The sequence below is a fragment of the Nocardioides psychrotolerans genome, assembly GCF_900113685.1.
Classification (GTDB): Bacteria; Actinomycetota; Actinomycetes; order Propionibacteriales; family Nocardioidaceae; genus Nocardioides; species Nocardioides psychrotolerans.
Map to the genome: position 1 here is coordinate 201,351 of NZ_FOQG01000006.1, position 25,675 is coordinate 227,025.

Below are 25,675 nucleotides of genomic sequence, written 5' to 3' on the forward strand. Positions count from 1 at the left end.
TTAGGGTCGGAGCGTGAGCATCCTCGATGACGCCCGCGAGGGCATGAACCTTGACATCCGCCCGCAGGACGACCTCTTCGGCCACGTCAACGGCCGCTGGCTCGACGAGGTCGAGATCCCGTCGGACCGCTCCAGCTGGGGACCCTTCGTCCAGCTCGCTGACGTGGCGGAGCAGCACGTGCACACCATCATCGAGGAGCTGGCCGCCGGTGAGCCGCGCGACGAGGACGCCCGCAAGATCGGTGACCTCTACGCCTCGTTCATGGACACCGAGAGGATCGACCACCTGGGCACCCGCCCCCTGCGGCCCCTGGTCGAGGCGGTCGCTGCGCTGCGCGACGTGCGTGACCTGGCGGCGTTCCTCGGCGAGTTCGAGCGGGTCGGCGGGCACGGGATGTTCGGGTCCTACGTCGACACCGACAGCCGCCAGTCCGACCGCTACCTCTTCCACATCGCGCAGGGCGGGCTCGGGCTTCCCGACGAGTCCTACTACCGCGACGAGAAGTTCGCCGAGACCCGCGACGCCTACGTCGGCTACCTCACCCGCCTGCTCGAGCTCGGCGGTCACGAGTCCGCCGCCGACGCGGCCGCGACCATCCTGGCCATCGACACCCGCCTCGCCGCCGGTCACTGGGAGCGCGCCGAGACCCGCGACGTGCAGAAGACCTACAACCTGCTGACCGCCGACGACCTGGTGGCGCTGTGCCCGTCGTTCGACTGGAACGCCTACGTCACCAACCTCGGCGGCAAGACCGACATCATCGCCGAGGTCGTCGTCCGCCAGCCGTCCTACCTCTCCCACCTCTCGAGCGTCCTCGACGAGGTCCCCCTCGAGCAGTGGAAGGACTGGCTGCTCAGCCACGTCCTCCGCTCCGCGGCGCCCTACCTGACCGACGAGCTGGTCGAGAACAACTTCGACTTCTACGGCCGCACCCTCAACGGCACGCCCGAGCTGCGGGCGCGTTGGAAGCGCGGGGTGTCGCTGGTCGAGGGGGCGCTCGGCGAGGCCGTCGGCAAGGAGTACGTCGCTCGTCACTTCCCGCCCCGCTCCAAGGAGCTGATGGACGACCTGGTCGCCAACCTGCTGGCTGCCTACCGCGAGTCGATCTCCACGCTGGACTGGATGACCGAGGAGACCAAGGACCGCGCCTACGACAAGCTGGCGACCTTCCGTCCCAAGATCGGCTACCCCGAGACGTTCCGCGACTACTCCGCGCTCGAGGTCACGCCCGACGACCTGCTCGGCAACGTCGCCGCCGCGTCCGGCTTCGAGACCGACCGCCAGCTCGCCAAGATCGGTGCCCCGGTCGACCGCGACGAGTGGTTCATGCTGCCCCAGACCGTCAACGCCTACTACAACCCCGGCACCAACGAGATCTGCTTCCCGGCCGGCATCCTGCAGAAGCCGTTCTTCTCGCCCGACGCCGACCCGGCCGAGAACTACGGCGGCATCGGCGCGGTCATCGGCCACGAGATCGGTCACGGCTTCGACGACCAGGGCGCGCAATATGACGGCGACGGCAACCTCAACGACTGGTGGACCGCCGAGGACAAGGCCGCCTTCGAGGTGAAGTCCACGACCCTCGTCGCGCAGTACGACGGGTTCTCGCCCCGCGCGCTGCCCGGCGAGCAGGTCAACGGGTCGCTGACCGTCGGCGAGAACATCGGCGACCTCGGCGGCCTGACCATCGGTCACAAGGCGTTCGTCATCTCGACCGACGGCTCGGCCACCCGCGAGGACCGCGAGAAGCTGTTCCTCAACTGGGCCTACGTGTGGCGGACCAAGCGGCGAGCCGAGCAGGAGCGCCAGTACCTCACCATCGACCCGCACAGCCCGCCGGAGTTCCGCGCCAACATCGTGCGCAACCTCGACGAGTTCCACGAGGTCTTCGGCACCACCGAGGGTGACGCCCTGTGGCTGGCGCCCGAGGAGCGCGTGCGGATCTGGTGACGCCGGGCCGGCGGCGTACGACGCCTGCTCAGTCCGACTCCACGCAGTAGACCGTCAGCACCAGCAGGTTGTCGTTGGGGCTGGGGTTGATCCCTTCGGCGATGAAGGCCTCGGTCGGGGTGCTGCTGTTGGGGTAGGTCTGCGGTGCGACGGAGGTCTGGCCCCAGAAGGATCCGGCACCCGTGACGACCTTGCCGTCGGGACAGCTCACCTGGATCGAGCCTTCCACGGAGCCCGGCACCACGACCGGGTCCTTGACGACCTCGTAGCCGCTCAGTGGGATCCGGCCTATTCGCACTCCGGGGCCAGGTGCGGGATGCTCACCAGATGCCGCTCCTCCGCGTCCTCGCCGCCGCCGTCGTCCGCACCGTCCTGCTCACGCTCTTCTACCTGGTCTTCGTCGAGGCGATCTCGCGCAGCGACAGCACCGACGCCCTCGGCGCCGGCCTGCTGTTCTTCCTCATCGTGGTGGTCGTGGCGCTCGCCTGGGCGACGTGGGACGGCGCCCGCCGTGGATTCCTGCCGGCAGTGGTCGTGTGGCTGCTCACGGGCGCGGGAGTGGGCGCGACCGTCACGCTCGCCTATGTGATCAGCACCGACACGGCCGGCGCGTTCGTCGACGAGCTGCGCGACGGCTGGCTGTTCTTCGCGCTGCTGGTGTTCCTCCCGGCCCTCCCCGGCGCGGGCGTCGGCGCGCTGATCCACCGCTCGCGCCGTACGCCGTCGGCCTGAGGCCCCACGGAAAGCACGGACAACAGGGACAGCACTGACAACGCTGACCCCGCAGACCCCAGCCTGATCCCCCGCCACGAGATCGCCCACACCCACAGCCCTCCGCGCCTACCCTGGAGGGGTGGCCGCGCAGGGGGATCGAGAGGGGTCGCTGTCGGCCCTGTTGGACGCGATCGTCGGTGGTCACCTCGAGAGCCACCTGGCCACGACCGAGGACGCCGACCCCACCTGGGGCGGGGCGCTCCGCGTCGTCGGGCTGGTGGTCACGCTGCGGTGGGCCGATGCCCTGCAGTGCGCCCTCGCGGTCCCGGCGCCGGCTGAGGACGACCCCGACGCCCGGTGGCTGCTGGTCGGTGCGACGGCGTGGGCCATGTCGGGCGACCCGAGGCCCGACTCCGACGAGGTCCTGGCCGATCTCGCCGATCCCCGTGCCGTCCTGCCCGACGTCACGCGCTCGACCGGGAGGTTCGCGGGCTACCTCCTCGTCGAGGCGGCCCTCGCGCACGCCCGCCTGGACCTCGCCCACGACGTCGAGGAGCGCCTCGGCCCCAGCCTCTGGGACGAGCTGCGCCTCGGCGGAGAGGTCCACCCGTTCCACCACATGATGGTCGCGAGCCGGATCCGGCTCCTCGCCTTCCGCGGCCACATCGCCGACGCCGACGCCGTACGACGTGCGGCCCCGACGCCGCAGACCGGTGGCCCGATCGTCGCGCTCAGCGCCGCGACCGCTTGCCTGGTGCGCGGCAACGATGCCGATCCGGCCGACGTACGACGCCTGGCCGCCGAGGTCGACGTCCACGTCCCTGAGCCCACCCACCTGCTCGCCGCCGGAGCGCAGATGCTGGTCGCCTTCGGGTTGATCGCGGTCGGGGAGGTGGCCGAGTCGGCACGCCGCGTCCTGCTGGCCGGGCACGGCCCGGGGCTGGAGGCGCTCAACGTGATCGATCGCGCCCTCGGCCTGGAGCTGCTCGCCACGCTGGCGGTCGCGGCCGGCGACCTCGACGCCGCCGAGGCCTGGCAGGACCGCTCGGTACCGTTGCTCGCCTCACCGATCGCCGACTCGACCGTCGCGCGGCTGCACAGCCGGGTGGCCCTCGCCCGCGGCGACGTCGACCAGGCCGTCGCCTGGGGCGAGCGGGCGGTGGCGCGGGCGCGTGAGGTGGAGCGGACGATCGAGTACGCCGAGGGCGAGATCGTCCTCTCCCGCGCCCGGATCCTCCAGCGCGGCCCGGGCGGTCGGGCCGGCGCGGCCCAGGTCCTGCAGGCGATGGTGGCCGAGGCCGAGCAGCGCGGACACCGCTCGGCAAGACGCTCGGCGGCTCGCGAGCTGCGGCCGATCGGCCTCCGGCTGCGGCCCTTGTCGGGCAGCGGCTGGCAGGGCCTGACCGCACGGGAGTCCGAGGTCGCGAGGCTGGTCGCCGACGGTGGCGCCAACAAGGACATCGCCGCGCTGCTGCACGTCTCCGAGCACACCGTGCGCGCGCACGTCTCGCGCGTGCTCGCGGCGTTCGGCGTGCCGACCCGGGTCGCGCTGCCGGGCGTGCTCGACCGCTTCGTCCCCCTGGCCCCGGACGACGCGCGCCGACTGGCCACCCTGCCGCCCCTCACCGAGCGGCAACAGGTCGTCGCGGCCCTCGTCGCCCCGGGGGCTGAGCAACGTCGCGATCGCCACCGAGCTCGGGGTCAGCCCCCGCACGGTCGAGAAGCACGTCGGCGACATCCTGGCGCGCTGGGACCTGCACACCCGCACGTCGATCGCGCGCCCGGTGACGACCGCGGCGACCTACCGCAGCGAATAGCCGCGAGCCTGTCGTCGACCTGCCCGGCGAGCTCGCCCGACGCGGTCGCGTCGCTGTCCCTGGTCGCTGGTAGACAAGGCGGGTGACCTCGACCGACTCGCAGACCATGGACGGACCCCTCGACCGGGGGCGCGTCCGCGACCGCGCGGAGGCCCACCTGCGGGCGTTGGTCGGGCGCGACGACGTCACGCTGCGGGAGGACCAGTGGACCGCGATCGAGGCGCTCGCCGTCGACAAGCGTCGCTCCCTGGTCGTGCAACGCACCGGCTGGGGCAAGTCGGCGGTCTACTTCGTGGCGACCCTGCTGCTGCGCGAGCAGGGCGCCGGCCCGACGGTGATCGTCTCCCCGCTCCTCGCGCTGATGCGCAACCAGATCGCCGCGGCCGAACGCGCCGGCATCAGGGCGGTGACGATCAACTCCACCAACCTCTCCGACTGGGAGTCCACCCACGACGCGATCCGTGCCGGTGAGGTCGACGTCCTCCTCGTCAGCCCCGAGCGGCTCAACAACCCCGGCTTCCGCGACGAGGTCCTCCCGCGCCTGGCAGCGACCTGCGGGCTGCTGGTCGTCGACGAGGCCCACTGCATCTCCGACTGGGGCCACGACTTCCGCCCCGACTACCGCCGCATCCGCACGTTGCTGGACGACCTGCCGACCGGCATCCCCGTGCTCGCGACGACGGCGACCGCCAACGCCCGGGTCACCTCCGACGTCAGCGAGCAGCTCGGCCGCGACGTCGTCGTCCTGCGCGGCTCGCTCGACCGGGAGTCCCTGCGCCTGGGTGTGGTCCACCTCAAGACCGCCCAGCAACGGCTGGCCTGGCTGGCCGACCACCTCGCGGAGCAGCCCGGCTCCGGCATCGTCTACTGCCTGACCGTCGCCGCGACCCAGGAGGTCGCCGACTACCTCCGCTCCCGCGGCCACGACGTCGCGGCCTACTCCGGCCAGACCGAGCAGACCGAGCGCCTTGCCCTCGAGGCCGACCTGATCGCCGGTCGGGTCAAGGCTCTCGTCGCCACCAGCGCGCTCGGCATGGGCTTCGACGCCACCCTCGGCTTCGTGGTCAACCTGGGTGCGCCCTCGTCCCCGGTCGCCTACTACCAGCAGGTCGGTCGTGCGGGTCGTGGACTGGCCAAGGATGACGACCGTGCCACGGTGGTGCTCCTGCCCGCGATCGAGGACCGCGACATCTGGGCCTACTTCGCCTCGCTCGCCTTCCCGCGCGAGGAGCTGGTCCGCCAGACCCTGCACGTCCTGGCCGAGGAGGGGCGCGCGCTGAGCACCGCCGCCCTCGAGACCCGCGTCGAGCTCAACCGCAACCGGCTCGAGACGATGCTCAAGGTGCTCGACGTCGACGGCGCGGTGCGGCGCGTCCGGGGCGGGTGGGAGTCCACCGGGCAGCCCTGGACCTACGACGAGGAGCGCTACCGCCGCGTGGCCGAGGCCCGCGAGCGCGAGCAGCAGGCGATGCTCGACTACCTGCGCACGACCGAGTGCCGCATGTGGTTCCTGCGCGACCAGCTCGACGACCCCGACGCGGTGCCGTGCGGTCGCTGCGACAACTGCGGCGGCTTCGCGCTCTCCTCAGAGGTCTCGTCGGCTGCGGTCGAGGAGGCCGAGGCGCGGCTGTCGCGCCCCGGCGTCGTGGTCGAGCCTCGCAAGATGTGGCCGACCGGGCTGGCCACGATGGGCATCGACCTCAAGGGCAAGATCTCCGCCGGCGCCTCCGAGGGCCGGGCGGTCGCCCGGCTCACCGACCTCGGCTACGGCCAGGCGTTGCGCGAGCTGTTCCGCCCCGGCGCCGGCGACGGGCCTGTGCCGGTGGGGCTGGCCAAGGCGATGGTCGAGGTGCTCGGCGACTGGCGTCCGCGCGTCGAGGGCATCGCCGTGGTCGAGTCAGCCACCCGACCGGCGCTGACCGCCGACCTCGCCGAGGGGCTCTCCCGCTTCTTGGCGGTGCCGGTCGTGGCGCACTACGCGATCGTCGACCCCGACGTCGCGCCCGGCCAGGGCGCGATGAACTCCGCGCAGCGCGTCGCCGCAGTCGGGCGCCGTTTCGCCCTGCAGGGCGAGGTGCCGTCCGGGCCGGTCCTGCTGGTCGACGACCTCGTCGTCACCGGCTGGACGATCACCCGGGCTGCCCACGCGCTGCGACAGGCCGGCGCTACCGAGGTGCTCCCGCTCGTCCTCGCCCTTCAGTCCTGAGTCCGCCGGCGGGATCGCCTGGACGACGAACTAGAACGCGTTCTAGTGTGACGGGCATGAGCCAGCCCCTGCGCGTGATCCAGTGGACGACCGGCAACATCGGCCGGCGCTCGCTGCGCGCGATCCTCGCCCGCCCCGACCTCGAGCTGGTGGGCGTCTTCGCCCACGGCGCGGACAAGGTGGGCCTCGACGCGGCCGCGCTGTGCGACTGGCCGTCACCGACCGGCGTACGCGCGACTGACGACGTCGACGCGCTGCTGGCGCTGCGCCCGGACGCCTGCTGCTACAACCCGCTCTGGCCCAGCATCGACGACCTGGTGCGGCTCCTCGAGGCGGGCGTCAACGTCTGCTCGAGCGCCGCGTGGATCACGGGTGGCAAGCAGGCTCCTGCCGACCTCGACCGGGTCCGGGCTGCCTGCGCAGCGGGCGGCTCCACGATCTTCGGCAGCGGCGCCCACCCCGGGCTGACCAACATGGTGGGCATGGTGCTCAGTGGAGCCTGCGAGCGGGTCGACGAGATCCGGATCACCGAGTCGGTGGACTGCTCGACCTACGAGTCGGCCGGGACCCAGACGGCGATGGGTTTCTCACAGCCACCCGACACGCCGGGCCTGGCCGAGTCGGTGCGGGTCGAGAGCGAGGTGTTCGCCGAGTCGGCCGCGATGATGGCCGACGCGATGGGCGTGACGCTGGACCGGATGAGCTTCGACGTGGAGTTCACGGTGGCGACCGCGGATTCCGACCTCGGCTTCATGCAGATCCCGGCCGGGACGGTGGCCGGGGTGATGGGCTACCACCGCGGCTGGGTGGGTGATCGCAACGTCGTGAGCGTCGGTTTCAACTGGACGATGGGCTCGCACGTCGTGCCACCCAAGCCGCTCGCGCACGGCCACGTCATCCAGGTCTTCGGCCTGCCCAACATGCGCACGGTCATCCACTGCCTGCCCCCGGTCGACTGGACCGAGGAGGGCTTCATGGGCCTCGGGATGATCTACACCGCGATGCCGGTCACCAACGCCGTCCCGGCCGTGGTCGCCGCCGCCCCCGGCATCGCGACCCTGGCGGACCTGCCGGTGGTCACGGGGCGGGTGGCGCACTTGTAACACGCAGTTACCCCATCTACGAGCCCCGTTGCAGCGGGCGGGTGGATGGGGTTTCACCGTGTTACATGTTCCCCGCTTGTCGTTGCCGGTGGCCCGGGCGAGCAGCTGCTGGACGCGTGCGTCACGCGGACCTGTGCCGGCCAGCTCCGTCAGCCGCGCCGGGCGGTCAACCGAGCTGGGCGTGGATCGCGCTGACGACGCGCTCGTCGAGCGGCTCGACGCGCGGACCGAAGCGGGCGACCACGGAGCCGTCAGCGGCGATGAGGAACTTCTCGAAGTTCCACGACACGTCACCGGCCGAGCCGCTCTCGTCGGGCGTCGTGATGAGCTCGGCGTAGAGCGCGTGCCGACCGTCGCCGTTGACGTCGATCTTCTCGCTCATCGGGAAGCTCACGCCGTAGGTGGCCGAGCAGAACTCCGCGATCTCCTCGGACGTGCCGGGCTCCTGCCCGCCGAACTGGTTGCACGGCAGCCCCACCACGGTGAAGCGGTCGCCGAGCTCGGAGGCCAGCTCCTCAAGGCCGGTGTACTGCGGCGTCAGGCCGCACTTGCTCGCGACGTTGACCAGCAGCGCGGGCTTGCCCCTGGTCAGGTCGCCGAGCGTGCCGGGCGTTCCGTCGAGGCGGGCGAGGGGTAGGTCGAGGAGGGTCATGTCGCCCAGCCTATTCAGGACCTCCCCCTATCACCGACGCGCGCGTCGCCGTGCAACCTGGAGACGGACGTCGTGCGGCCGGTCTCGAGACGGGCTCGCCGTGGGCTCGGCTGGCTCGACCAACGACCGGCACCGGAACGCCTGGTCGGCGCCACCGGGATGTTCGATCGCGAGCGAGAACTCCCCATGGAACGACGGAGCCGTTCCACGCGTTAGCGTCGGGAGTCCCGTTGGTCCAGCCGCACCGTCCCACCCTGATCCGAGGTCGCCCGTGAGCTTCGTGCCCGTCACCGGACCGGCGACCTTCCGCCCGGCGGTCCCGCCGCGCGAGGGCGTGGTGGAGTTCAGCGACGAGCGGCGCACGATCTCGCTGCCGATCCGGGCTGCGCTGCCGGTGCTCACCAAGGCTCATGCGCGCGACGACGTGCACCCGAGCGTGGGACTGCTCAGCGGTGCGGTGCTGCTGGGGATGCGGCTGGTGGCGGCCGGCAAGTTCGAGCCCGACGAGGCCGGTCGCAGCTGGCGGGCCAGCCCGTTGGATGCTGCCGACACCGACCGCGTGGAGATGCTCGCGCGCTCGCGGTCCTATGACGACGTCGACGAGCAGACCGCCCAGGCGCTGGTGCGTGAGGTGCTCGACGCCGTCAGCGACGCGATGCCGCGCTCGGCTCCCCGGTCGACCGCCCACCGGGCCAGCACACCGAGCTCGCCCTCGTCCGGGGCGGGCAGTCAGCGCGGCAGTCAGCGCGGCGGCCACGGCTTCGAGTCACGGCTGCGTCAGCGACTGGCCCGCCACCGCACGGACGCCGACGCCGACCTCCCCCAGCTGGTGACGATCTCGCTGCGGGTCGAGGCCGACGAGGAGGAGCTGGTCGCTGGGGCTGTGCGCCTGGTGCTCCAGGTCCACGACGAGCAGAACCCGCTCCACCTCTGCGACGCGGCGGTGCTGTTCACCGAGAGCGGGCCGACCGCCAGCCACGGCTTCGGTGAGCGCGCCCGCACCCACGCCAGCATCGCCCTGCGGGCCGCAGCAGACGTCTGGCCGGTGCTCGACCGGCTGCTCGAGCTCCGCGTGCCCGACGAGATCACCCTCGACACCGACGAGCTGGTCAGCCTCCTCGAGGACGGCGTCGGTGCCCTCAAGGACCGCGGCATCGACGTCCTCTGGCCGCGCAGTCTCGGCCGCGACCTGACGGCCAGCGCCGTCCTCGATCGCACCTCGCCACCAGGCGGCGCCGGCAAGGGCAAGGCCAAGGGCCAGCGCGAGGAGCCGCTCCACGAGGGCCTCTTCGGTACGGCCGCGATGTTCGCGTTCAAGTGGCAGCTCGCGCTCCACGGGGACCCGCTGACGCCCGAGGAGATGGACGAGCTCGCCCAGGCGACGGCACCGATCCTCAAGCTGCGCGGTCACTGGACCGTGGTGGACCCGGCGATGGCCAGGCGGGCCCGCAAGCGCCTGGTCCGCACGGTCAAGCCGGTGCAGGCGGTCGCCGCGGCGCTGACCGGTGTGGTGCAGCTCGAGCCGGCCGACGACCGCGGCGAGGTGAGCCAGACCCAGGTGGTCGTCGGGGCCACGCTGCTCAAGGTCCGTGAACAGCTGCTCACCGCGGCCACGCGCGACCCGGTCGAGCCCTCGCCGCACCTGCGGGCCGACCTGCGCGACTACCAACGCCACGGCCTCACCTGGTTGGCCGACCTGACCTCGCTCGGTCTCGGCGCGTGTCTCGCCGACGACATGGGCCTGGGCAAGACGGTCACCCTCATCGCGCTGCACCTGCACCGCCGCGACGCCGGCGCGACCGGCCCGACGCTCGTGGTGTGCCCGGCGAGCCTGCTGGGCAACTGGGAGGCCGAGATCCAGCGCTTCGCTCCGGGTGTCCCCGTGCGGCGGTTCCACGGCACGCAGCGCTCGCTCGAGGACCTCGAGCACGACGGCGGGTTCGTGCTCACGACGTACGGCACCATGCGGGTCGACCACGCCACCTTGGAGCAGGTGCCGTGGGACCTGGTGGTTGCCGACGAGGCCCAGCACGTCAAGAACCCCCAGTCGTCCACGGCGCGGGCGCTGCGGGCGATCGAGAGCCAGGCGAGGGTGGCACTGACCGGGACCCCGGTGGAGAACAACCTGACCGAGCTCTGGGCGATCCTCGACTGGGCGACCCCAGGGCTGCTCGGCAGTCGCAACGCCTTCCGCAAGGTGTGGGCGGGCCCGATCGAGTCCGGTCTCGAGCCGACCAAGGCGCGGCAGTTCGCCGACCTGATCGGGCCGTTCCTGCTGCGCCGCCGCAAGTCCGACCCCGGCATCGCCCCCGAGCTGCCGGCCAAGACCGAGACCGACCACCCGCTGGGGCTCACCCAGGAGCAGGTCGTCCTCTACGAGTCGTTCGTGCGCGACTCGATGCGCCGCATCGAGGAGGCCGACGAGGAGACCCGTCGCGGCCTGGTCCTCGCGCTGCTCACCGGTCTCAAGCAGATCTGCAACCACCCGGCCCACTTCCTCAAGCAGTCCAACGGCCGTCTCGCGGGTCGCTCGGAGAAGCTCGACCTGCTCGACGAGCTGATCGGCACGGTGCTGGCGGAGGACGGGGCGGTGCTGCTCTTCACCCAGTACGTCGCCATGGCGCGGCTGCTCGAGACCCACTTCGCGAAGGCCTCGATCCCGCACCAGTTCCTCCATGGCGGCACGCCGGTGCGTGAGCGCGATGCGATGGTCAGGCGGTTCCAGGCCGGTGAGGTGCCGGTCTTCCTGCTCTCGCTCAAGGCCGGCGGCACCGGGCTCAACCTCACCCGGGCCGACCACGTCATCCACGTCGATCGCTGGTGGAACCCGGCCGTCGAGGACCAGGCCACGGATCGCGCCTACCGGATCGGCCAGACCCGACCGGTCCAGGTCCACCGGCTCATCACCCAGGGCACGATCGAGGAGAAGGTCGCCGAGCTGCTCACGCGCAAGCGCGCCTTGGCCGACTCCGTGCTGGGCGGCGGCGAGGCGGCGCTCACCGAGCTGAGCAACGACGAGCTGCGCGACCTGGTGACGTTGCGGAGGCCGTGACCGTGCAGCCCTCCACCGTGGTGCACTCCCGTCTCGCGGCGCGCACCCGCCCGGCGCGGGCCAGCACCTGGTGGGGCAAGGCGTGGGTGCGCGCGGTCGAGGAGGCGGCGTACGCCGACGGCGACCTGCGCAGGGCGCGCACCCTCGCCCGCGGGGGCCACGTGGGGGGCATCACCGTCACGCCGGGCGGCTTCGTCGCGAGCGTCGAGGACGAGGGCGGCCTGGTCACCGCCTCAGGGACCGTGCCGGTGTTCGACGCCGCCGGCCGCGACGCCCTCGTCGAGACCGTCGCGGCGGAGGCCGGACGCGTCGCTGCGTTGCTGGCCGGCGACCTGCCCCACACCCTGGTGGAGCACGCCGACCAGCTCGGCGCCGAGCTGCTGCCCTACGGTGGCGAGCTCGGCTCCTCGTGCACCTGCGGCTTCTGGGCCGACCCCTGCCCGCACGCGCTGGCGGTGCTCTACCAGCTGACCTGGCTGGTCGAGGCCGACCCGTTCGTGCTGCTCCACCTGCGCGGCGTCCCGCGCGATGCACTGCTGGCCGACCTGCATGAGCGCTCCACCACGGAGCAGGCGTCTCCGACGGCCGCAGCCGCAGCGGACGCAGCCGCGGCAGCGGACGAGGACGCCGACGACGTCGACGCGGCCGTCGACGCCGCCCTCCGGGCCGCCCGGATCCTCGAGCTGGTCGACGATCCGGCCACCGGCATCGACCATCTCTTCTGACCTCAGTAGTCGTAGGTGATGCAGACCCGGTCGGTCAAGGCCTTCCACGTCAGCTCGTCCACGACACCGGTGGCCGGCACGATGTCGCCGCGGCCCTCCTGGAACTCCTTGACGCGCTCCTCGGTGCGCGCATCGAAGACCCCGGTGACGTCGCTGGGAGCAAAGCCGTCCTCGCGGCCGGCGTCGGCATCGATGTCCACCAGGGTGTTCTGCAGCGACCGGACCCAGATACCCGTCTCGGGGTCGGTGCCGTCACTGCGGGAGAGGACCCGCAGGTCGGCGCTGGCGACCTCGCAGACGCACTTCACGTAGGTCTGGTTGCCGCCGTTGAGCCGGGTGACGTCGTCGTTCTTGTGCGCGCCGGTCAGCCGCTCGCGGCACGGCTCGACGAGGGTGTCGTAGGGGCCGCTGTAGGCGACGTACTCCGGCAGGTCCACGCCCGGAGGCGCCCAGAGGGTGGCGCAGGAGTCGTCGGTGCGCAGGTAGCGCACGGAGTCGTCGGGGTTGTTGACCACCGCCGAGCGCAACGGCGCCCCGGTCTCGCCGTAGCCGAGCACGATCACTGCGTCTCCCGTGCACTCCAGGTCGACCAGCGGGACCCCCACCCGCAGCGGGTCGTTGAACGACGACTCGCTGCTCACCGGTGGCTCGTCGGGCACGACGAGGGCGGTCGCGACCCCTGCAGCCGCGCCGAGCAGCGCCGCCACCAGCGGCAGCCACACTGCCCGTCTCCTGCCCATCTCGTCACCCTAGGCGGGAGGGTCGCCCGGGCAGGGCAGGAGCGCCCGCAGCGCCATGGCGATCAGTACGTCGTGCAGCGACGGGTCGGGCAGGGCGCCGGTGCGCGGCGTGGAGTTGATCAGCCCGAACGCCGCGTGCGCCATGGCCCGCGCGGTGGTCAGGTCCAGCCCGGCGTGCAGCTCGCGGAGCTGGGCGGCCCACAGGTCGACGTACGACCGTTGCAGCGTGCGCACCCGTTCGCGGGCCTGCGCGGGCAGCGACTCCCAGTCGCGGTCCTGGACGATGATCAGCGCGCGGTGGCGCAGCGCGAAGTCGACGTGCCAGTCGACCAGGGCCCGCAGCGCCTGCTCGGCACCACTGGCGGCGCTGACGCGGGCCGTGCCGACCGCCAGCAGCTGCTCGCTGATCGACACCAGCATCTCGGCGAGCACGGCGTCCTTGGACGCGAAGTGCTTGTAGAGCGCCGGGCCGGTGATCCCGCACGCCGAGCCGAGGTCGGCCACCGAGACGCCGTGGAAGCCGCGGGCGGCGAAGAGGTCGGCCGCGGTCGCGAGGATCTGCTCACGGCGACTCGGCGTCTCGTCGCTGCGCGCCTGGCTCATTCGCGAAGGTTAGCGCCCGTTAACGGCCGACTCGGCCTGCGCTGTGCAACATCGCGCCGACTCGGCACTCCTCGGCATGGACGTGCAGGTTAACGATCGCTAACCTGACGGAGTGCCCCCAGAGATGACAGACCTCGTGGCCGAGCTCCGCGAGCGGTTGGCGACGGCCCGCCTCGGCGGCAGCGAGGCCGCCCGCACCAAGCACACCGACCGCGGCAAGCTGCTGGTGCGCGACCGCGTCGACGCCCTGCTCGACCCGGGCAGCCCGTTCCTGGAGCTGAGCCCGCTCGCCGCGACCGGGATGTACGGCGACCCGGGGCGCCCCGATGCAGCAGACACCGTGCCGAGCGCCGGCGTGGTGACCGGCATCGGGCGGATCAGCGGGCGCGAGTGCGTCGTGGTCGCCAACGACGCGACGGTCAAGGGCGGCACCTACTACCCGATCACGGTCAAGAAGCACCTGCGCGCCCAGACCGTCGCCTCCGACAACCACCTGCCGTGCGTCTACCTCGTCGACTCCGGCGGTGCGTTCCTGCCGATGCAGGACGAGGTCTTCCCCGACCGTGAGCACTTCGGCCGGATCTTCTTCAACCAGGCCAACCTCTCCGCGCGTGGCATCCCGCAGGTCGCGAGCGTCATGGGCTCGTGCACGGCCGGTGGCGCCTATGTCCCGGCGATGTCGGACGAGACCGTGATCGTCAAGGAGCAGGGCACGATCTTCCTCGGTGGCCCGCCGCTGGTGAAGGCCGCGACCGGCGAGATCGTGACGGCCGAGGACCTCGGCGGGGGCGACGTCCACGCCCGGACATCCGGCGTCGTGGACCACCTCGCCGACGACGACCGCCACGCGCTGGCGATCTTGCGGAGCATCGTCGAGACCTTCGCGCGACCCGCTGCTCCGTCCTACGACGTGCACCCGGTCGAGGAGCCTGCCGAGGACCCGCTCGGGCTCTACGACGTCGTGCCGGCCGACACCCGCACGCCCTACGACGTGCGCGAGGTCATCCGCCGCGTGGTCGACGGCAGCCGCTTCCACGAGTTCAAGAGGCTCTACGGCGAGACGCTGGTGACCGGCTTCGCGCGGATCTGGGGCCACCCGGTCGGCATCATCGCCAACAACGGCATCCTCTTCAGCGAGTCGGCCCTCAAGGGGGCGCACTTCATCGAGCTGTGCAACCAGCGCGGCATCCCGTTGGTCTTCCTGCAGAACATCACCGGCTTCATGGTCGGCCGGGAGTACGAGAACCGCGGCATCGCCCGCGACGGCGCCAAGCTCGTCACCGCCGTCGCCTGCTCGGTCGTCCCGAAGTTCACCGTCGTCATCGGCGGCTCCTTCGGCGCCGGCAACTACGGCATGTGCGGGCGCGCCTACGACCCGCGCTTCCTGTGGATGTGGCCCAACGCTCGGATCTCGGTCATGGGTGGCGAGCAGGCCGCCTCCGTCCTCGCCACCGTCCGCCGCGACGGGATGGAGGGCAAGGGCGAGGAGTGGTCGGTGGAGGACGAGGAAGCCTTCAAGGCCCCCATTCGCGACCAGTACGACGCCCAGGGCTCCCCCTACTACTCGACCGCACGGCTGTGGGACGACGGTGTCATCGACCCCCTCGACACCCGCCGGGTGCTCGGCATGGGGCTGGCCGCGGCCGCCCACGCGCCGATCCCGCAGCCCTCCTACGGCATTTTTCGGATGTGATGACGTGCTCGACAGCACCATGCGTGTCCTGATCGCCAACCGTGGCGAGATCGCGATCCGGGTCGCCCGGACGTGTCGCCGCCTCGGTCTTCCGACCGTCGCCCTCTACACCGACCTCGACGCCGACGCGCCGCACGTGCGCGAGTGCGACGAGGCCGCCCGGGTGTCCTCCTACCTCGACATCGAGGAGGTCGTCGGCCAGGCCCGCCGCCACGGCTGCTGGGCCGTGCACCCCGGCTACGGATTCCTCTCCGAGCGCCCGGCGTTCGCGGCGGCGCTCGAGGCCGCCGGCGTCACGCTCGTCGGCCCGAGCTCAGCCGTCATGGAGCAGATGGGCCGCAAGGACGCTGCCCGCGAGATCGCGGTCGCGGCCGGGGTCCCGGTCGTGCCGTCCGGGGTCTCGGCCGACGAGATGACCTACCCCGTGCTCGTGAAGGCCGCAGCCGGCGGCGGTGGCAAGGGCATGCGCATCGTCCGGTCCGCGGAGGACTACGACGAGGCGTTCGTCTCCGCCCGGCGCGAGGCACTGTCGTCGTTCGGCGACGACACCATGCTCGTCGAGAAGTACGTCGAGCACGGGCGCCACATCGAGGTGCAGGTCCTCGCCGACTCCCACGGCACCGTGCTGCACCTCTTCGAGCGCGACTGCTCGACCCAGCGCCGCCACCAGAAGGTGCTGGAGGAGGCGCCCGCGCCGACCCTCACCGCCGAGCAGCGCGAGCGGGTGACCAGTGCGTCCGTCGCGCTGGCCGCTCACGTCGGCTACGTCAATGCCGGCACCGTCGAGTTCCTCCTCGACAGCGACACCGGCGAGGTCTACTTCCTGGAGATGAACACCCGCCTCCAGGTCGAGCACCCCGTGACCGAGCTCGTCTGCCGGCTCGACGGCCGGCCGCTCGACCTGGTCGAGCACCAGCTGCGCGTCGCCGCGGGCGAGCCGTTGTCCTTCGGCCAGGACGACCTGAGCCTGGTGGGCCACGCGATCGAGGCCCGGGTCTACGCCGAGGACTCTCATCGTGGCTTCCTGCCCCAGGCCGGCACGGCGAGCATCGTGCGCTGGCCGCAGGGTCAGGGCGTGCGGGTCGACCATGCCCTCGAGCCCGGCCAGGTCGTGAGCACCTCCTACGACCCGATGCTCGGCAAGGTGATCGCCCACGGCCCCGACCGCGAGAGCGCCCGCCGTGCCCTGGTGCAGGCGCTCGACGACACCGCCGTCCTCGGCCTCACGACCAACACCGGATTCCTGCGCGCGCTGGTCGCGAGCGACGACTTCCGGGACGCGACGATCGACACCGCGTGGCTCGACAGCGCGGAGGTCCCTGCGCCGAGCAGCGACGTGCCGCGCTCGCTCGCCGCCTGGACCTCCGCGATGATCTCGGCCTCCGACAGTGGCCACCCCTTCCAGGCCGACGGTTTCCGCCTCGGCTCCGCCCCGGCCCCCACCGTGGTCGAGCTGGACCGCGCCGTGAGCGTCGACCGCAGCGCGGGCACCGTCGACGGCACGCCCTTCCGGCAGGTCAACGCCGCCGACCACGTGCTCGACGCGTTCGTCGACGGCCGGCGGGTGCGGGCGGTCGTCAACGTGCAGCCCGACATCGTTGAGGTCTCCTACCGGGGCCAACGCCACGTCTTCACCCCGCCCGACCGGCTCGCCGACCACGTCGACGTGGGCGATGGCGCGCTCACCGCGCCGATGCCCGGCACCGTCCTGGATGTCCGCGTCACCGAGGGCCAGCAGGTCGGCGAGGGCGACGTGCTCGGGGTGCTCGAGGCGATGAAGATGGAGCTGGCGATGAAGGCACCCTTCGCCGGCACCGTCACCGAGGTCGGCGCGAGGGTCGGCGAGCAGGTCGTGCTCGGGGCCACGCTGTTCATCGTGTCGCCCGACGCGGAGGAGGACTCGTGAAGCTGCCCGAGAAGGTCACCATCTACGAGGTCGGCCCGCGCGACGGCCTCCAGAACGAGAAGACCCTGGTCCCCACGGACGTCAAGGCCGAGTTCGTACGACGGCTGGTCACCGCCGGCCTGCCCGTCGTGGAGGCGACCAGCTTCGTCCACCCCAGATGGGTCCCCCAGCTCGCGGATGCCGCCGAGCTGATGACGATCCTCGGCGAGGACGGTCGCGACCACCCGGTCCTGGTGCCCAACGAGCGCGGCCTGGACCGCGCGCTCGAGCTCGGCCTGCGCCACGTCGCGATCTTCGGCTCGGCGACCGAGACCTTCGCGCAGAAGAACCTCAACCGCGGCCTCGACGAGCAGTTCGCGATGTTCGAGCCCACCGTGCGCCGGGCCCGCGAGGCCGGGCTCGACGTCCGTGCCTACGTCTCGATGTGCTTCGGCGACCCGTGGGAGGGCGCGGTGCCGGTCGAGCAGGTCGTGTCCGTCGGCAAGCGGCTCTTCGACCTCGGCGCCAGCCAGCTCAGCCTGGGCGACACGATCGGCGTCGGCACGGCCAACCAGGTCACGGCGCTCGTCACGGCGTTCACCGACGCGGGCATGACGACCGACCAGCTCGCGCTGCACTTCCACGACACCTACGGCCAGGCCCTCGCCAACGCCTACGCCGGTCTCCAGGCCGGTATCACGACGTACGACGCCAGCGCCGGCGGCCTCGGCGGCTGTCCCTATGCGAAGAGCGCGACCGGCAACCTGGCCACGGAGGACCTGGTCTGGTTGCTCACCGGGCTCGGCATCGAGCACGGCGTCGACCTCGAGCAGCTGGTCGCGACGAGCGTGTGGATGGCGGCTCAACTGGGTCGGCCGAGCCCCTCCGCGGTGGTGCGGGCCGTGGGCGGGACGCCGGGTCCGGCACAATCTCCCGGGTGAGTGCCGCCGCGGGTCCGAAGCGCAAGGTCTACCTGCACATCGGTGCTCCCAAGACCGGCACCACCTACGTGCAGGACCGGCTCAGCCTCAACGCCAAGAGCCTGGCCGCCCACGGCGTCCACTTCCCGACCCGGTCGCCGATGCTCAGCGCCGGGCTCTTCCACTTCCGCGCCGCGCTCGACCTGCTCGGCCAGGACTGGGGCGGTCCGGCGGGCCACGCGGAGGGCAGCTGGGACGCGCTCGTGAGGCGTGTGAAGCGGCGATCCGGCACCGTCGTCATCAGCCACGAGATCCTCGCCCCGGCGACCCGGGACGCGATCCTCAAGGCCAAGCGCGACCTGGCCGGCAGCGAGATCCATGTCGTCTACAGCGCCCGCGACCTCGCCCGCCAGCTGCCGGCGGCGTGGCAGGAGAGCGTCAAGCAGGGCCGCAAGTGGACCTACCGGCGCTTCCTCGGCCGGGTGGAGCACGGCAAGCCGTGGTTCTACCGCGCGCTCGACCTGCCGACCGTCCTCGAGGCCTGGGGCGCCGGCATCGACCCGGCCCACGTCCACGTCGTCACGGTGCCACCGAAGGGCGCACCCCGGGACCTGCTGTGGGCGCGCTACTGCGAGGTCCTGGGCATCGACCCGGCCTGGGCGCCGCGCGACAGCGACCGGCTCAACCAGTCGCTCGGGGTCGCCGAGACCCAGGTGATCCGCAAGCTCAACCGGCGCATGGACCGTGCGACGCGACGCGAAGCCTCCTACGACGGGCTGATCCGCGAGATGCTCGCCCAGAACGAGCTGGTCGGCCGTGTCTCCCAGCCCGTGCGGATGCCGCCCCGGCTCCAGCCGTGGGCCGAGGCGGAGGCCCAGCGCTGGGTCGAGTGGATCCGGGCCAGCGGGGTCGACGTCGTCGGCGACGTCGAGGACCTGCGGCCGCTGCCGCTCGCCGAGGACGTCATTTTCGTCAACCCCGACAAGGTCTCCACCAAGCAGCAGCTCCGCATCGCGATGGACGCGCTCTCCGCGATGACCCGCGAGGCCGCCCGGCGCCCCGACCCGGACCAGCAGCTGATCAGCAAGGTCCGCACGCAGGCCAAGAGGATGCGCCAGTGAGGGTCCCGTGATGACCGTCAGCGGCGAGCGGCGCGCCTGGGGCTGGGTCGCGCACCTGCGCGACGGCGGCACGACGCCCTGGGCCGACTGGCGCGGGGAGGGCACCCGTGAGGGCGTCTACCTCCCCGGCGCCCAGCAGCTCGAGCTCCTCCGCCGCCTCCACCTCGCCGCGCACCGCGACGGAGGCCGCCCCTCCCCACGCCTGGTCGAGCGGATCGTCGAGGCGAGTGCCCCGGGCCGGGGCACGCCCGACCTGGAGCTGGTCGGTGCGACCGACGCCTCGCCGTTCGGGCCTAGGCCGGTCGACCCGGTCGACCTGCCCGACGCCGAGCTGACCCGCGTCGCCACCAGCCTGATCGCCGAGGACCTGGTCGCGGCGGGCGCGCGTCGTCCGCACGAGGCGTCGCCCCTGATCCGGCCCTGGCGCACCCGCTACCGCCTCGTCGGCGACCCCTGGCTGGCCGACCCCGTGCGCGAGGCCCTGGTCGCCCGGGGACGACCCCCCGGCGGGCGCGGGTCCGTGGTCGTCGTGCTGGGCCGCGACGTCGCCACGATGGTCGCCGACGCCTGGACGTCGCGCTGCTTCGACGAGGGCTCGGTGCCGTGGCGCGAGTGGCTGGACCCCTTCGCGGCCGGCCACCGCGTGCCTCCGCGCGTCGACCTCGAGCGGGCGGCGGCCACCTGGGCCCGCCGCGTCGGTCCGGCCCGGGTGCGCGTGGTCCTGGACCCGGGCGCCCTGCCCCGACTGCTCGGCCAACGACGGGCACAGCGACGACGACGGGCACAGCGACGAGCCCTGCCGCAGCCGCCCGCCCTCGCTGCCGACGCGGTCGACCTCGCCCGCCAGGTGGCAGCCGTGCTGGGCCTGCTGGTGCTGCCGTCGCAGCGCGCCGACCTGCTCCGCCACACCTTCCTCCCCCGGCTCCTCGACGCGCCCGGACCGCCGTTGCTGCTGCCGGCCGAGCACGCGGAGTGGGCCACGCAGCGAGCCGTGCGGATGCGCGATCGGATGCTCCGCGCTGGCTACGCTGTCCACGGCGACCCCGACCGGCTCGTGCCGCGGCCCGAAGCGGTCGCGCCGGCCGGCGCGTCGGGTCCCACCGACGCCGGGGTGCTCGCCCTGGCCGTCCGACTGATGCTCGACGAGACGCAAGGAGGCAGCCCGTGACCCGCCGCCTCCTCCTGCACGTGGGCACCCCCAAGACCGGCACGTCCTACCTCCAGGACGTCCTGCACCGCAACCGGCGCACCCTGGCGGCGGCCGGCATCAGCTATCCCGCCGACCGGTTCGACGCCCACTTCCTGGCTGCGCTGGACCTGATGCGACTGCCGTGGGGCGGGCTCGAGACCGAGGCGATCGGCGCGTGGGACCGGCTGGCCGAGCAGGTCCGCGACCACCACGGCACCTCGATCATCAGCCACGAGATCTTCGCCGCCGCTTCCCGCTCCCAGGTCGGCCGGGCGCTGCGCGACCTCGGCCACGACGACGGCACCGAGGTCCACGTGGTGCTCTCCGTGCGCGACCTGGTGCGCCAGGTCCCCGCGGAGTGGCAGGAGAACGTCAAGCACCGCAGCTCGATCAGCTATGCCCGCTTCCTGCGCCAGGTCCAGGACCCGGCACGTGAGGGCCGCATCGCGAGCTGGTTCTGGAGCGTCCAGGAGATCCCCGACATCCTCAACCGCTGGGGCCACGACCTGCCGCCCGAGCACGTCCACCTCGTCACGGTGCCGCCGCCCGGCGGTCCGCCCGAGGTGCTGTGGGAACGCTTCAGCGAGGCGTTCGGCCTCGGCGGCCTCGACCTCGACCTCGAGGCCGAGCGGGTCAACCCCTCGCTCGGCGTGCCCGAGACCGCGCTGATCCGCCGCATCAACGCCGCCGCCAACCGCCAGCTCCCGCCGGCCGACTACCGCCCACTGGTCCGCGAGCTGCTGGCCCACCAGACCCTCTCGCAGCGCACCGGCTCCCCCCGCCTTGCGCTCCCGCCCGAGGTGCATCCGTGGGTGCGCGAGCTCGAGGACTCGTGGGTGGCCGAGATCCGCGAACGCGGCTACGACGTCGTCGGTGACCTCGCCGACCTCGAGGGCGGGCCGCCTCCGACCGCCTGGGCCGACCCCGACCAGCCCTCGGAGAAGCAGGTCGCGGGTGCCGCGGTCGACGCCATCAAGGCGCTCCTGCTGGAGAACGGCCGTCTCCAGCAGGAGGCCGCCCGGTTGCGCGGCGACCTCGACGCCGCCCACCACGACCTGGAGCGGTCCTACCTGCGCCCGACGTATCGGCTCCGGGAGAAGGCCGTTCGTCGCCTGCAGGACGCACGCCTCGGCCGCGTCGCGCTCAGGGCCTACCGGGTGGGGCGGGGCAGGAGCTCCCGGTCGGCGTAGCGGCCGATCTTCCACGTGAGGTAGCCGTCGGCGCCCATGCCGACGACCCCGCCCACCACGGGCACGCGGCGGCCGATGGTGATCGCGAGTCGCTTGCCGGCGACCTTGGTGATCAGGTCGGAGGCGACCTCGGTGGAGATGACCACGTCGATGCTGGCGTCGTGCACGGGCGCGGTAGCCAGCGCCATCGGCGGTGCGGGGATCTTCTTCTTCTTGACCATCGACGTCACCGCGTCCTCGCCGAGCATCGCGACGAGGATCGCGTTGCGGACGCGCGGGTCGTCGAGGTCGTAGCCGCGGAGGTGGGCGATGCCGGCGATCATCCGGCACTGGATCAGGGCGAGGCCGGTGATGTTGGCCGGGATCGTCACCGCGGCCGTGACGAGGCCGCCGATGTTGGTCATGAAGCCCTGGGCGCCCGCGTAGCGGACGTGGTTCTCGATGACCTCCTTGACCGCCTTGTCGACGTCGCCCTTCTGCTCATCGAGCTGCTTGTCGGCGGCCTTGGCCGCGGGTGGCAGCGGGCCGACCCCGACGATGGCGCGGTGCAGCGCCTCGCGGACGAAGGACGCCGTGAGGCCCGGCGCGAGGCCGGCCACCCTCGGTGCCAGCTGCTTGCCGACTGACTTCGTGACTCCCATGCCCCCGATCCTAGTGAGGCGATCCCAGCCCCGGCTCACCCACTACGGTCGGTCTCGTGTCACCGACCGAGCCGACCCCGAGCCGTTGGGTCTTCGGTGATCCCGCCGGGTTCGACCCCGACGACGACCTGGTGGGCGTCGGCGCCGACCTCGAGCCGGGCACCCTCCTGGCGGCCTACCGCCGCGGGCTGTTCCCCATGCCGGTGGGGGAGCCGGGCGATCCGATGTGTTGGTTCAGTCCCGTACGACGAGGGGTGCTGGAGCTGGACGAGCTGCAGGTCTCGCGGTCCCTGCGGCGCTCGGCCCGCGACTTCGAGGTCCGGGTCGACACCGCGCTGCCGGAGGTCATCGACGCCTGCGGTGACCCCCGACGGCCCCAGGGCTGGATCGACGACGACATCCGCTCGGCGTACCTCCGGCTGGGCGAGCTGGGCTGGGCCCACTCGGTGGAGGTGTGGCGCGACGGCCGTCTGGAGGGCGGGCTGTACGGACTGACCATCGGTGGGCTCTTCGCCGGGGAGTCGATGTTCCACCGCGCTCGTGATGCCTCCAAGGTGGCCCTCGTGGGGCTGGTCGACCTGCTCTCGGCGGCGCCACCCGGGGAGCGGTTGATCGACACCCAGTGGGTGACGCCCCACCTGGCGACGCTGGGGGTGAAGGAGATCGCGCGCGACGACTACCTGGCGCGACTGCCCCGACTGTTCACCTCCGCTTCGCCGGACCTCTCGACTCCGACGCGGCGACTGTGACTGAATGTCGTGCCGACGGGGCATGAACTGCGCTCCGCCGCCCCGACCCGAGGAGCTCGCCTGCATGACCCTCACGACACGTGTCCTGACCTCCACCGCCCTCGCCGCCCTGCTGTCCGGCTCGTTGGTCGCTTGTGGCGACGACGACCCGACGTCCGCGGCCGACGAGCCGGTGACCGCTGCCCTGACCGCGGACTTCTGCGCGGCCCTGGGCAACGTCGCGGCCGCCTACGGCGAGGTGGCGCCGGACGACCTCACCGAGGAGGCCGTGCAGGCGATCAAGGGGACGGTGACCGAGCTGGTCGAGGTCGGCACCCCCGACGACATGTCCGACGACGCGGAGGAGGGCTTCGTGCTCGTCACGAGCGAGGTCCTCGACCTGGCCGACGACGTCACGCTCGACGAGCTCGAGCAGGCCGGTGAGGACTTCAGCGGGGCTGACGAGGAGAAGGCAGACGCCTTCGACGACTATGTGGACCAGACGTGTGATGACGCGTCGGGAGAGGACGAGTGACAAGGATGAGGATCATGACGGGCACCAAGACCACGACGACCATGAAGACGGCGGGAGCGGCCGCTGCGCTCGCCCTGGTCCTCGCAGGCTGCGGCGGCGGTGGCGCCTCGGGCGCCCCCACCGACGCCTCGCAGGACGAGTTCTGCGAGAAGTACACGAGCGGCTTCGTCGGCGCCTTCGAGGAGATCGACCCGGAGGCCTCCGAGCAGGAGCAGGCCGAGGCGATCCTCGAGTCGCTCAAGTCGTGGGCCGACGAGATGGCGGACCTCGGCACCCCCGAGGAGATGTCCGACGAGGCCCGCGACGGTTTCGAGCTCACCATCCAGAGCATCCAGGACCTCAACGCCGACGACCTCCAGGACGAGGAGGCCATGGCCGAGCTCGAGGACAAGCTGTCCGGGGACGACAAGAAGGCCGCCGCGGCCCTGCAGACCTACGTCACCGACAACTGCGACTTCGGTGGTCTGCCCGAGGGGCTCGAGTCCCCCAGCCTGCCCTCGGAGTGACCTGACACGAGCCGCCCCGCTGGACCTCCGGGTCCGGCGGGGCGGTTCCGTCCCATTTGCACGGAACCACACGGCTGCCGTGCGAGAAGTCGGCCCGCGTCACACCACCTGCGGGACCTGGCCGTTGTCGCTGACCATCGGCCGGCCGGCAGCGGCCCAGTCGAGCATCCCGCCGTCGAGGTTGACCACGTCGTAGCCCTGCTGCGCGAGGTAGCCGACCGCCTGGCCCGATCGGCCACCCACCTTGCACACGACCAGCGTCTGCCCTGGCGGCAGGTCGGAGAGGCGCTCGGTGAGCTCGCCCAGGGGCACGTGCACCGCACCCTCGATGTGGCCGTGCTCCCACTCGACCGGCTCGCGCACGTCGAGCACGGCCAGCCCCTCGGGCAGGGGGTGGGGGACGGCGTCGATGGAGACGGTGGGGATGCCGGTCATGGGATGACCTTTCACTTGAGGAGCTTGCTCATGCGCCGGTCGGCGAGAGGCTTGCCGCCGGTCTGGCAGGTAGGGCAGTACTGCAACGAGGAGTCGGCGAAGGAGACCTCACGCACGACGTCGCCGCAGACACCGCAGGCCTGGCCGGTGCGGCCGTGGACGGCGAGGTTGGACTTCTTCTCCCCCTTGAGCTGGCTGGCCGCCAGGCCACGCGAGCGCTCGACGGCGTCGCCGAGCACCCCGCGGATCGCCGCGTAGAGGGTCTCCACCTCGGCGTCGTCGAGGCTGTTGGCGGGCTTGAACGGCGACATCCTCGCGGCGTGGAGCAGCTCGTCGCTGTAGGCGTTCCCGATGCCGGCGATCGTGCTCTGGTAGCGCAGGACCCCCTTGAGCTGCTTGCGTCCCTCGGCCTCGAGGATGCCGCGCAGCACCTCGATGGTGAACTCGTCGGCGAGCGGGTCCGGGCCCAGGCGGGCGATGCCCGGTACGTCGGCGGGGTCGCGGACGACGTACATCGCCAATGACTTCTTGGTGCCCGCCTCGGTGACGTCGAGGCCGGTGCCGTCGTCGAGGACGATGCGCGCGGCCATGGGGGACTTGTTGCTCGGCTTGGGCGGGAGTGCGGGCACCTCGTCGCGCCAGCGGATCCAGCCGGCACGGGCCAGGTGCAGGCAGAGGTGCAGCCCGGAGGCCTCGATGTCGAGGAACTTGCCGTGCCGGGTGACGCCGTCGACGAGGGTGCCGTCGAGCGCGGAGAGCGGGGGGTCGTAGGTCTTCAGGGCGCTGAAGGCGGCGAGGTGGATCGTGGTGATCGCACGTCCCTCCAGCCGGCCCCGGAGGTCCAGGGTCAGGGCTTCCACCTCGGGCAGCTCGGGCACGTCGGCGATTCTAGGTCGAGAACGGCTCGTGTCGAACCGGTGACACGAGGAGCCGTCACGGCGCATGATGGGGCATGTCCGCCGCACGCCCGCTGCCTGAGACGGGGTCGATCTACCTCGACGCCCGCGGTCAGGACCGTGCCCTGCGCATCTCGTGGCACCAGGAGGCCGCGGTCGTGGTGCTCTCGCTGTGGCGCGACAACCTCTGCACGGGCTCCTTCCGGCTCGCCGTCGACGAGGTCCCCGACCTGATCGACCTGCTGCGTGCGGGGCTCGACAAGTCCTTCGCCTCGATCTACCGCCCCGACCCGCACGACACCCTCGACGACACCGCCGTTCGGCCCCGGGTCAGCTGAGGCCGCGACGCGCCGAGCAGCCCTCGATCGGGCAA

Annotated in this window: 24 protein-coding genes; 17 read left to right on the forward strand and 7 right to left on the reverse strand. The window is 72.2% G+C overall.

Going from position 1 to position 25,675, the window contains the following annotated elements:
- The first annotated feature begins 43 nt into the window (after window positions 1–43).
- Window positions 44–1,951: a M13 family metallopeptidase gene (locus tag BM204_RS09630; protein WP_174813032.1), complete on the forward strand. Its 1,908-nt coding sequence runs from the start codon at window positions 44–46 to the stop codon at window positions 1,949–1,951.
- Between the two features lie 28 nt (window positions 1,952–1,979).
- On the opposite strand, the gene BM204_RS09635 is transcribed toward BM204_RS09630, so the two are convergent.
- On the reverse strand, window positions 1,980–2,249 hold the full coding sequence (locus BM204_RS09635; protein WP_143099707.1) for a hypothetical protein: 270 nt from the start codon (window positions 2,247–2,249) through the stop codon (window positions 1,980–1,982).
- Window positions 2,250–2,278: 29 nt separating this feature from the next.
- Between BM204_RS09635 and BM204_RS09640 the strand changes: the two genes are divergently transcribed.
- From BM204_RS09640 to BM204_RS09655, 4 genes are all read left to right on the forward strand, one after another.
- On the forward strand, window positions 2,279–2,683 hold the full coding sequence (locus BM204_RS09640; RefSeq protein ID WP_091112521.1) for a hypothetical protein: 405 nt from the start codon (window positions 2,279–2,281) through the stop codon (window positions 2,681–2,683).
- Between the two features lie 121 nt (window positions 2,684–2,804).
- Window positions 2,805–4,568, forward strand: coding sequence for a helix-turn-helix domain-containing protein (locus BM204_RS23640; RefSeq protein WP_091112524.1), 1,764 nt, complete (start codon window positions 2,805–2,807; stop codon window positions 4,566–4,568).
- Between the two features lie 20 nt (window positions 4,569–4,588).
- Window positions 4,589–6,688, forward strand: a complete 2,100-nt coding sequence (locus tag BM204_RS09650) for a RecQ family ATP-dependent DNA helicase (protein WP_091112666.1) — start codon at window positions 4,589–4,591, stop codon at window positions 6,686–6,688.
- Window positions 6,689–6,744: 56 nt separating this feature from the next.
- Window positions 6,745–7,791 (forward strand): NAD(P)H-dependent amine dehydrogenase family protein, encoded by a 1,047-nt coding sequence (locus BM204_RS09655; protein WP_091112525.1) that lies wholly within the window; start codon window positions 6,745–6,747, stop codon window positions 7,789–7,791.
- A gap of 166 nt (window positions 7,792–7,957) precedes the next feature.
- Here BM204_RS09655 and BM204_RS09660 read toward each other — a convergent pair whose 3' ends face one another.
- Window positions 7,958–8,443 (reverse strand): glutathione peroxidase, encoded by a 486-nt coding sequence (locus tag BM204_RS09660; RefSeq protein WP_091112528.1) that lies wholly within the window; start codon window positions 8,441–8,443, stop codon window positions 7,958–7,960.
- Window positions 8,444–8,714: 271 nt separating this feature from the next.
- On the opposite strand from BM204_RS09660, the gene BM204_RS09665 reads away from it, so the two are divergent.
- Together BM204_RS09665 and BM204_RS09670 are read left to right on the forward strand one after the other, a co-directional pair.
- Entirely contained in the window at window positions 8,715–11,495 is a 2,781-nt protein-coding gene (locus BM204_RS09665; protein ID WP_091112530.1) for a DEAD/DEAH box helicase, read from the forward strand.
- A 2-nt stretch (window positions 11,496–11,497) separates the two neighbouring features.
- The gene (locus BM204_RS09670) at window positions 11,498–12,220 is read left to right on the forward strand and encodes an SWIM zinc finger family protein (RefSeq protein ID WP_091112668.1); all 723 of its coding nucleotides are present in this window, start codon (window positions 11,498–11,500) and stop codon (window positions 12,218–12,220) included.
- A 2-nt stretch (window positions 12,221–12,222) separates the two neighbouring features.
- Here BM204_RS09670 and BM204_RS09675 read toward each other — a convergent pair whose 3' ends face one another.
- Window positions 12,223–12,960, reverse strand: a complete 738-nt coding sequence (locus BM204_RS09675) for a peptidoglycan-binding domain-containing protein (protein WP_091112534.1) — start codon at window positions 12,958–12,960, stop codon at window positions 12,223–12,225.
- A 9-nt stretch (window positions 12,961–12,969) separates the two neighbouring features.
- The gene (locus BM204_RS09680; RefSeq protein WP_091112536.1) at window positions 12,970–13,563 is read right to left on the reverse strand and encodes a TetR/AcrR family transcriptional regulator; all 594 of its coding nucleotides are present in this window, start codon (window positions 13,561–13,563) and stop codon (window positions 12,970–12,972) included.
- Window positions 13,564–13,675: 112 nt separating this feature from the next.
- Here BM204_RS09680 and BM204_RS09685 point away from each other — a divergent pair, with 112 nt between their 5' ends.
- The 6 genes from BM204_RS09685 to BM204_RS09710 are packed head-to-tail and all read left to right on the forward strand — an operon-like array spanning window position 13,676 to window position 21,561.
- A complete protein-coding gene (locus tag BM204_RS09685) occupies window positions 13,676–15,256 on the forward strand; it encodes a carboxyl transferase domain-containing protein (protein ID WP_281290205.1) in 1,581 nt (526 codons plus the stop codon).
- 4 nt (window positions 15,257–15,260) lie between these two features.
- Complete coding sequence (locus tag BM204_RS09690; RefSeq protein WP_246166410.1) at window positions 15,261–17,162, forward strand: acetyl/propionyl/methylcrotonyl-CoA carboxylase subunit alpha; 1,902 nt, start codon at window positions 15,261–15,263, stop codon at window positions 17,160–17,162.
- Window positions 17,159–18,082: a hydroxymethylglutaryl-CoA lyase gene (locus BM204_RS09695; RefSeq protein ID WP_091112541.1), complete on the forward strand. Its 924-nt coding sequence runs from the start codon at window positions 17,159–17,161 to the stop codon at window positions 18,080–18,082. The genes BM204_RS09690 and BM204_RS09695 overlap by 4 nt, the downstream gene beginning before the upstream one ends.
- The gene (locus BM204_RS09700) at window positions 18,079–19,182 is read left to right on the forward strand and encodes a hypothetical protein (RefSeq protein ID WP_091112543.1); all 1,104 of its coding nucleotides are present in this window, start codon (window positions 18,079–18,081) and stop codon (window positions 19,180–19,182) included. The genes BM204_RS09695 and BM204_RS09700 overlap by 4 nt, the downstream gene beginning before the upstream one ends.
- Before the next feature lie 10 nt (window positions 19,183–19,192).
- A complete protein-coding gene (locus BM204_RS09705; protein ID WP_091112545.1) occupies window positions 19,193–20,350 on the forward strand; it encodes a hypothetical protein in 1,158 nt (385 codons plus the stop codon).
- Window positions 20,347–21,561, forward strand: a complete 1,215-nt coding sequence (locus BM204_RS09710; protein WP_091112547.1) for a hypothetical protein — start codon at window positions 20,347–20,349, stop codon at window positions 21,559–21,561. The genes BM204_RS09705 and BM204_RS09710 overlap by 4 nt, the downstream gene beginning before the upstream one ends.
- On the opposite strand, the gene BM204_RS09715 is transcribed toward BM204_RS09710, so the two are convergent.
- Window positions 21,522–22,202, reverse strand: coding sequence for an EcsC family protein (locus tag BM204_RS09715; RefSeq protein WP_091112549.1), 681 nt, complete (start codon window positions 22,200–22,202; stop codon window positions 21,522–21,524). The genes BM204_RS09710 and BM204_RS09715 overlap by 40 nt on opposite strands.
- 56 nt (window positions 22,203–22,258) lie before the next feature.
- On the opposite strand from BM204_RS09715, the gene aat reads away from it, so the two are divergent.
- The 3 genes from aat (at window position 22,259) to BM204_RS09730 (ending at window position 23,971) form a co-directional block, all read left to right on the forward strand.
- Window positions 22,259–22,951: a leucyl/phenylalanyl-tRNA--protein transferase gene (gene aat / locus BM204_RS09720; protein ID WP_091112551.1), complete on the forward strand. Its 693-nt coding sequence runs from the start codon at window positions 22,259–22,261 to the stop codon at window positions 22,949–22,951.
- Window positions 22,952–23,015: 64 nt separating this feature from the next.
- On the forward strand, window positions 23,016–23,465 hold the full coding sequence (locus tag BM204_RS09725) for a hypothetical protein (RefSeq protein WP_091112553.1): 450 nt from the start codon (window positions 23,016–23,018) through the stop codon (window positions 23,463–23,465).
- Window positions 23,466–23,479: 14 nt separating this feature from the next.
- Complete coding sequence (locus tag BM204_RS09730) at window positions 23,480–23,971, forward strand: hypothetical protein (protein ID WP_091112555.1); 492 nt, start codon at window positions 23,480–23,482, stop codon at window positions 23,969–23,971.
- Between the two features lie 99 nt (window positions 23,972–24,070).
- Here the strand turns inward: BM204_RS09730 and BM204_RS09735 are convergent, their stop codons facing one another.
- Both BM204_RS09735 and BM204_RS09740 read right to left on the reverse strand, forming a co-directional pair.
- Window positions 24,071–24,406, reverse strand: coding sequence for a rhodanese-like domain-containing protein (locus tag BM204_RS09735; RefSeq protein WP_091112557.1), 336 nt, complete (start codon window positions 24,404–24,406; stop codon window positions 24,071–24,073).
- Between the two features lie 11 nt (window positions 24,407–24,417).
- Window positions 24,418–25,284: an Fpg/Nei family DNA glycosylase gene (locus BM204_RS09740; RefSeq protein ID WP_091112559.1), complete on the reverse strand. Its 867-nt coding sequence runs from the start codon at window positions 25,282–25,284 to the stop codon at window positions 24,418–24,420.
- Window positions 25,285–25,358: 74 nt separating this feature from the next.
- Between BM204_RS09740 and BM204_RS09745 the strand changes: the two genes are divergently transcribed.
- Entirely contained in the window at window positions 25,359–25,640 is a 282-nt protein-coding gene (locus BM204_RS09745) for a hypothetical protein (RefSeq protein ID WP_174813030.1), read from the forward strand.
- Window positions 25,641–25,675 lie beyond the last annotated feature (35 nt).

What these genes read in the sequence shown, in the direction of transcription:
- BM204_RS09660 (WP_091112528.1), bottom strand. Translation starts at nt 8,443, where the DNA reads ATGACCCTCCTCGACCTACCCCTCGCCCGCCTCGACGGAACGCCCGGC.
- BM204_RS09705 (WP_091112545.1), top strand. Translation starts at nt 19,193, where the DNA reads ATGACCGTCAGCGGCGAGCGGCGCGCCTGGGGCTGGGTCGCGCACCTG.
- BM204_RS09745 (WP_174813030.1), top strand. Translation starts at nt 25,359, where the DNA reads ATGTCCGCCGCACGCCCGCTGCCTGAGACGGGGTCGATCTACCTCGAC.
- BM204_RS09675 (WP_091112534.1), bottom strand. Translation starts at nt 12,960, where the DNA reads ATGGGCAGGAGACGGGCAGTGTGGCTGCCGCTGGTGGCGGCGCTGCTC.
- BM204_RS09680 (WP_091112536.1), bottom strand. Translation starts at nt 13,563, where the DNA reads ATGAGCCAGGCGCGCAGCGACGAGACGCCGAGTCGCCGTGAGCAGATC.
- BM204_RS09650 (WP_091112666.1), top strand. Translation starts at nt 4,589, where the DNA reads ATGGACGGACCCCTCGACCGGGGGCGCGTCCGCGACCGCGCGGAGGCC.
- BM204_RS09640 (WP_091112521.1), top strand. Translation starts at nt 2,279, where the DNA reads ATGCCGCTCCTCCGCGTCCTCGCCGCCGCCGTCGTCCGCACCGTCCTG.
- BM204_RS09725 (WP_091112553.1), top strand. Translation starts at nt 23,016, where the DNA reads ATGACCCTCACGACACGTGTCCTGACCTCCACCGCCCTCGCCGCCCTG.
- BM204_RS09630 (WP_174813032.1), top strand. Translation starts at nt 44, where the DNA reads ATGAACCTTGACATCCGCCCGCAGGACGACCTCTTCGGCCACGTCAAC.
- BM204_RS09735 (WP_091112557.1), bottom strand. Translation starts at nt 24,406, where the DNA reads ATGACCGGCATCCCCACCGTCTCCATCGACGCCGTCCCCCACCCCCTG.
- BM204_RS09715 (WP_091112549.1), bottom strand. Translation starts at nt 22,202, where the DNA reads ATGGGAGTCACGAAGTCAGTCGGCAAGCAGCTGGCACCGAGGGTGGCC.
- BM204_RS09655 (WP_091112525.1), top strand. Translation starts at nt 6,745, where the DNA reads ATGAGCCAGCCCCTGCGCGTGATCCAGTGGACGACCGGCAACATCGGC.
- BM204_RS09730 (WP_091112555.1), top strand. Translation starts at nt 23,480, where the DNA reads ATGACGGGCACCAAGACCACGACGACCATGAAGACGGCGGGAGCGGCC.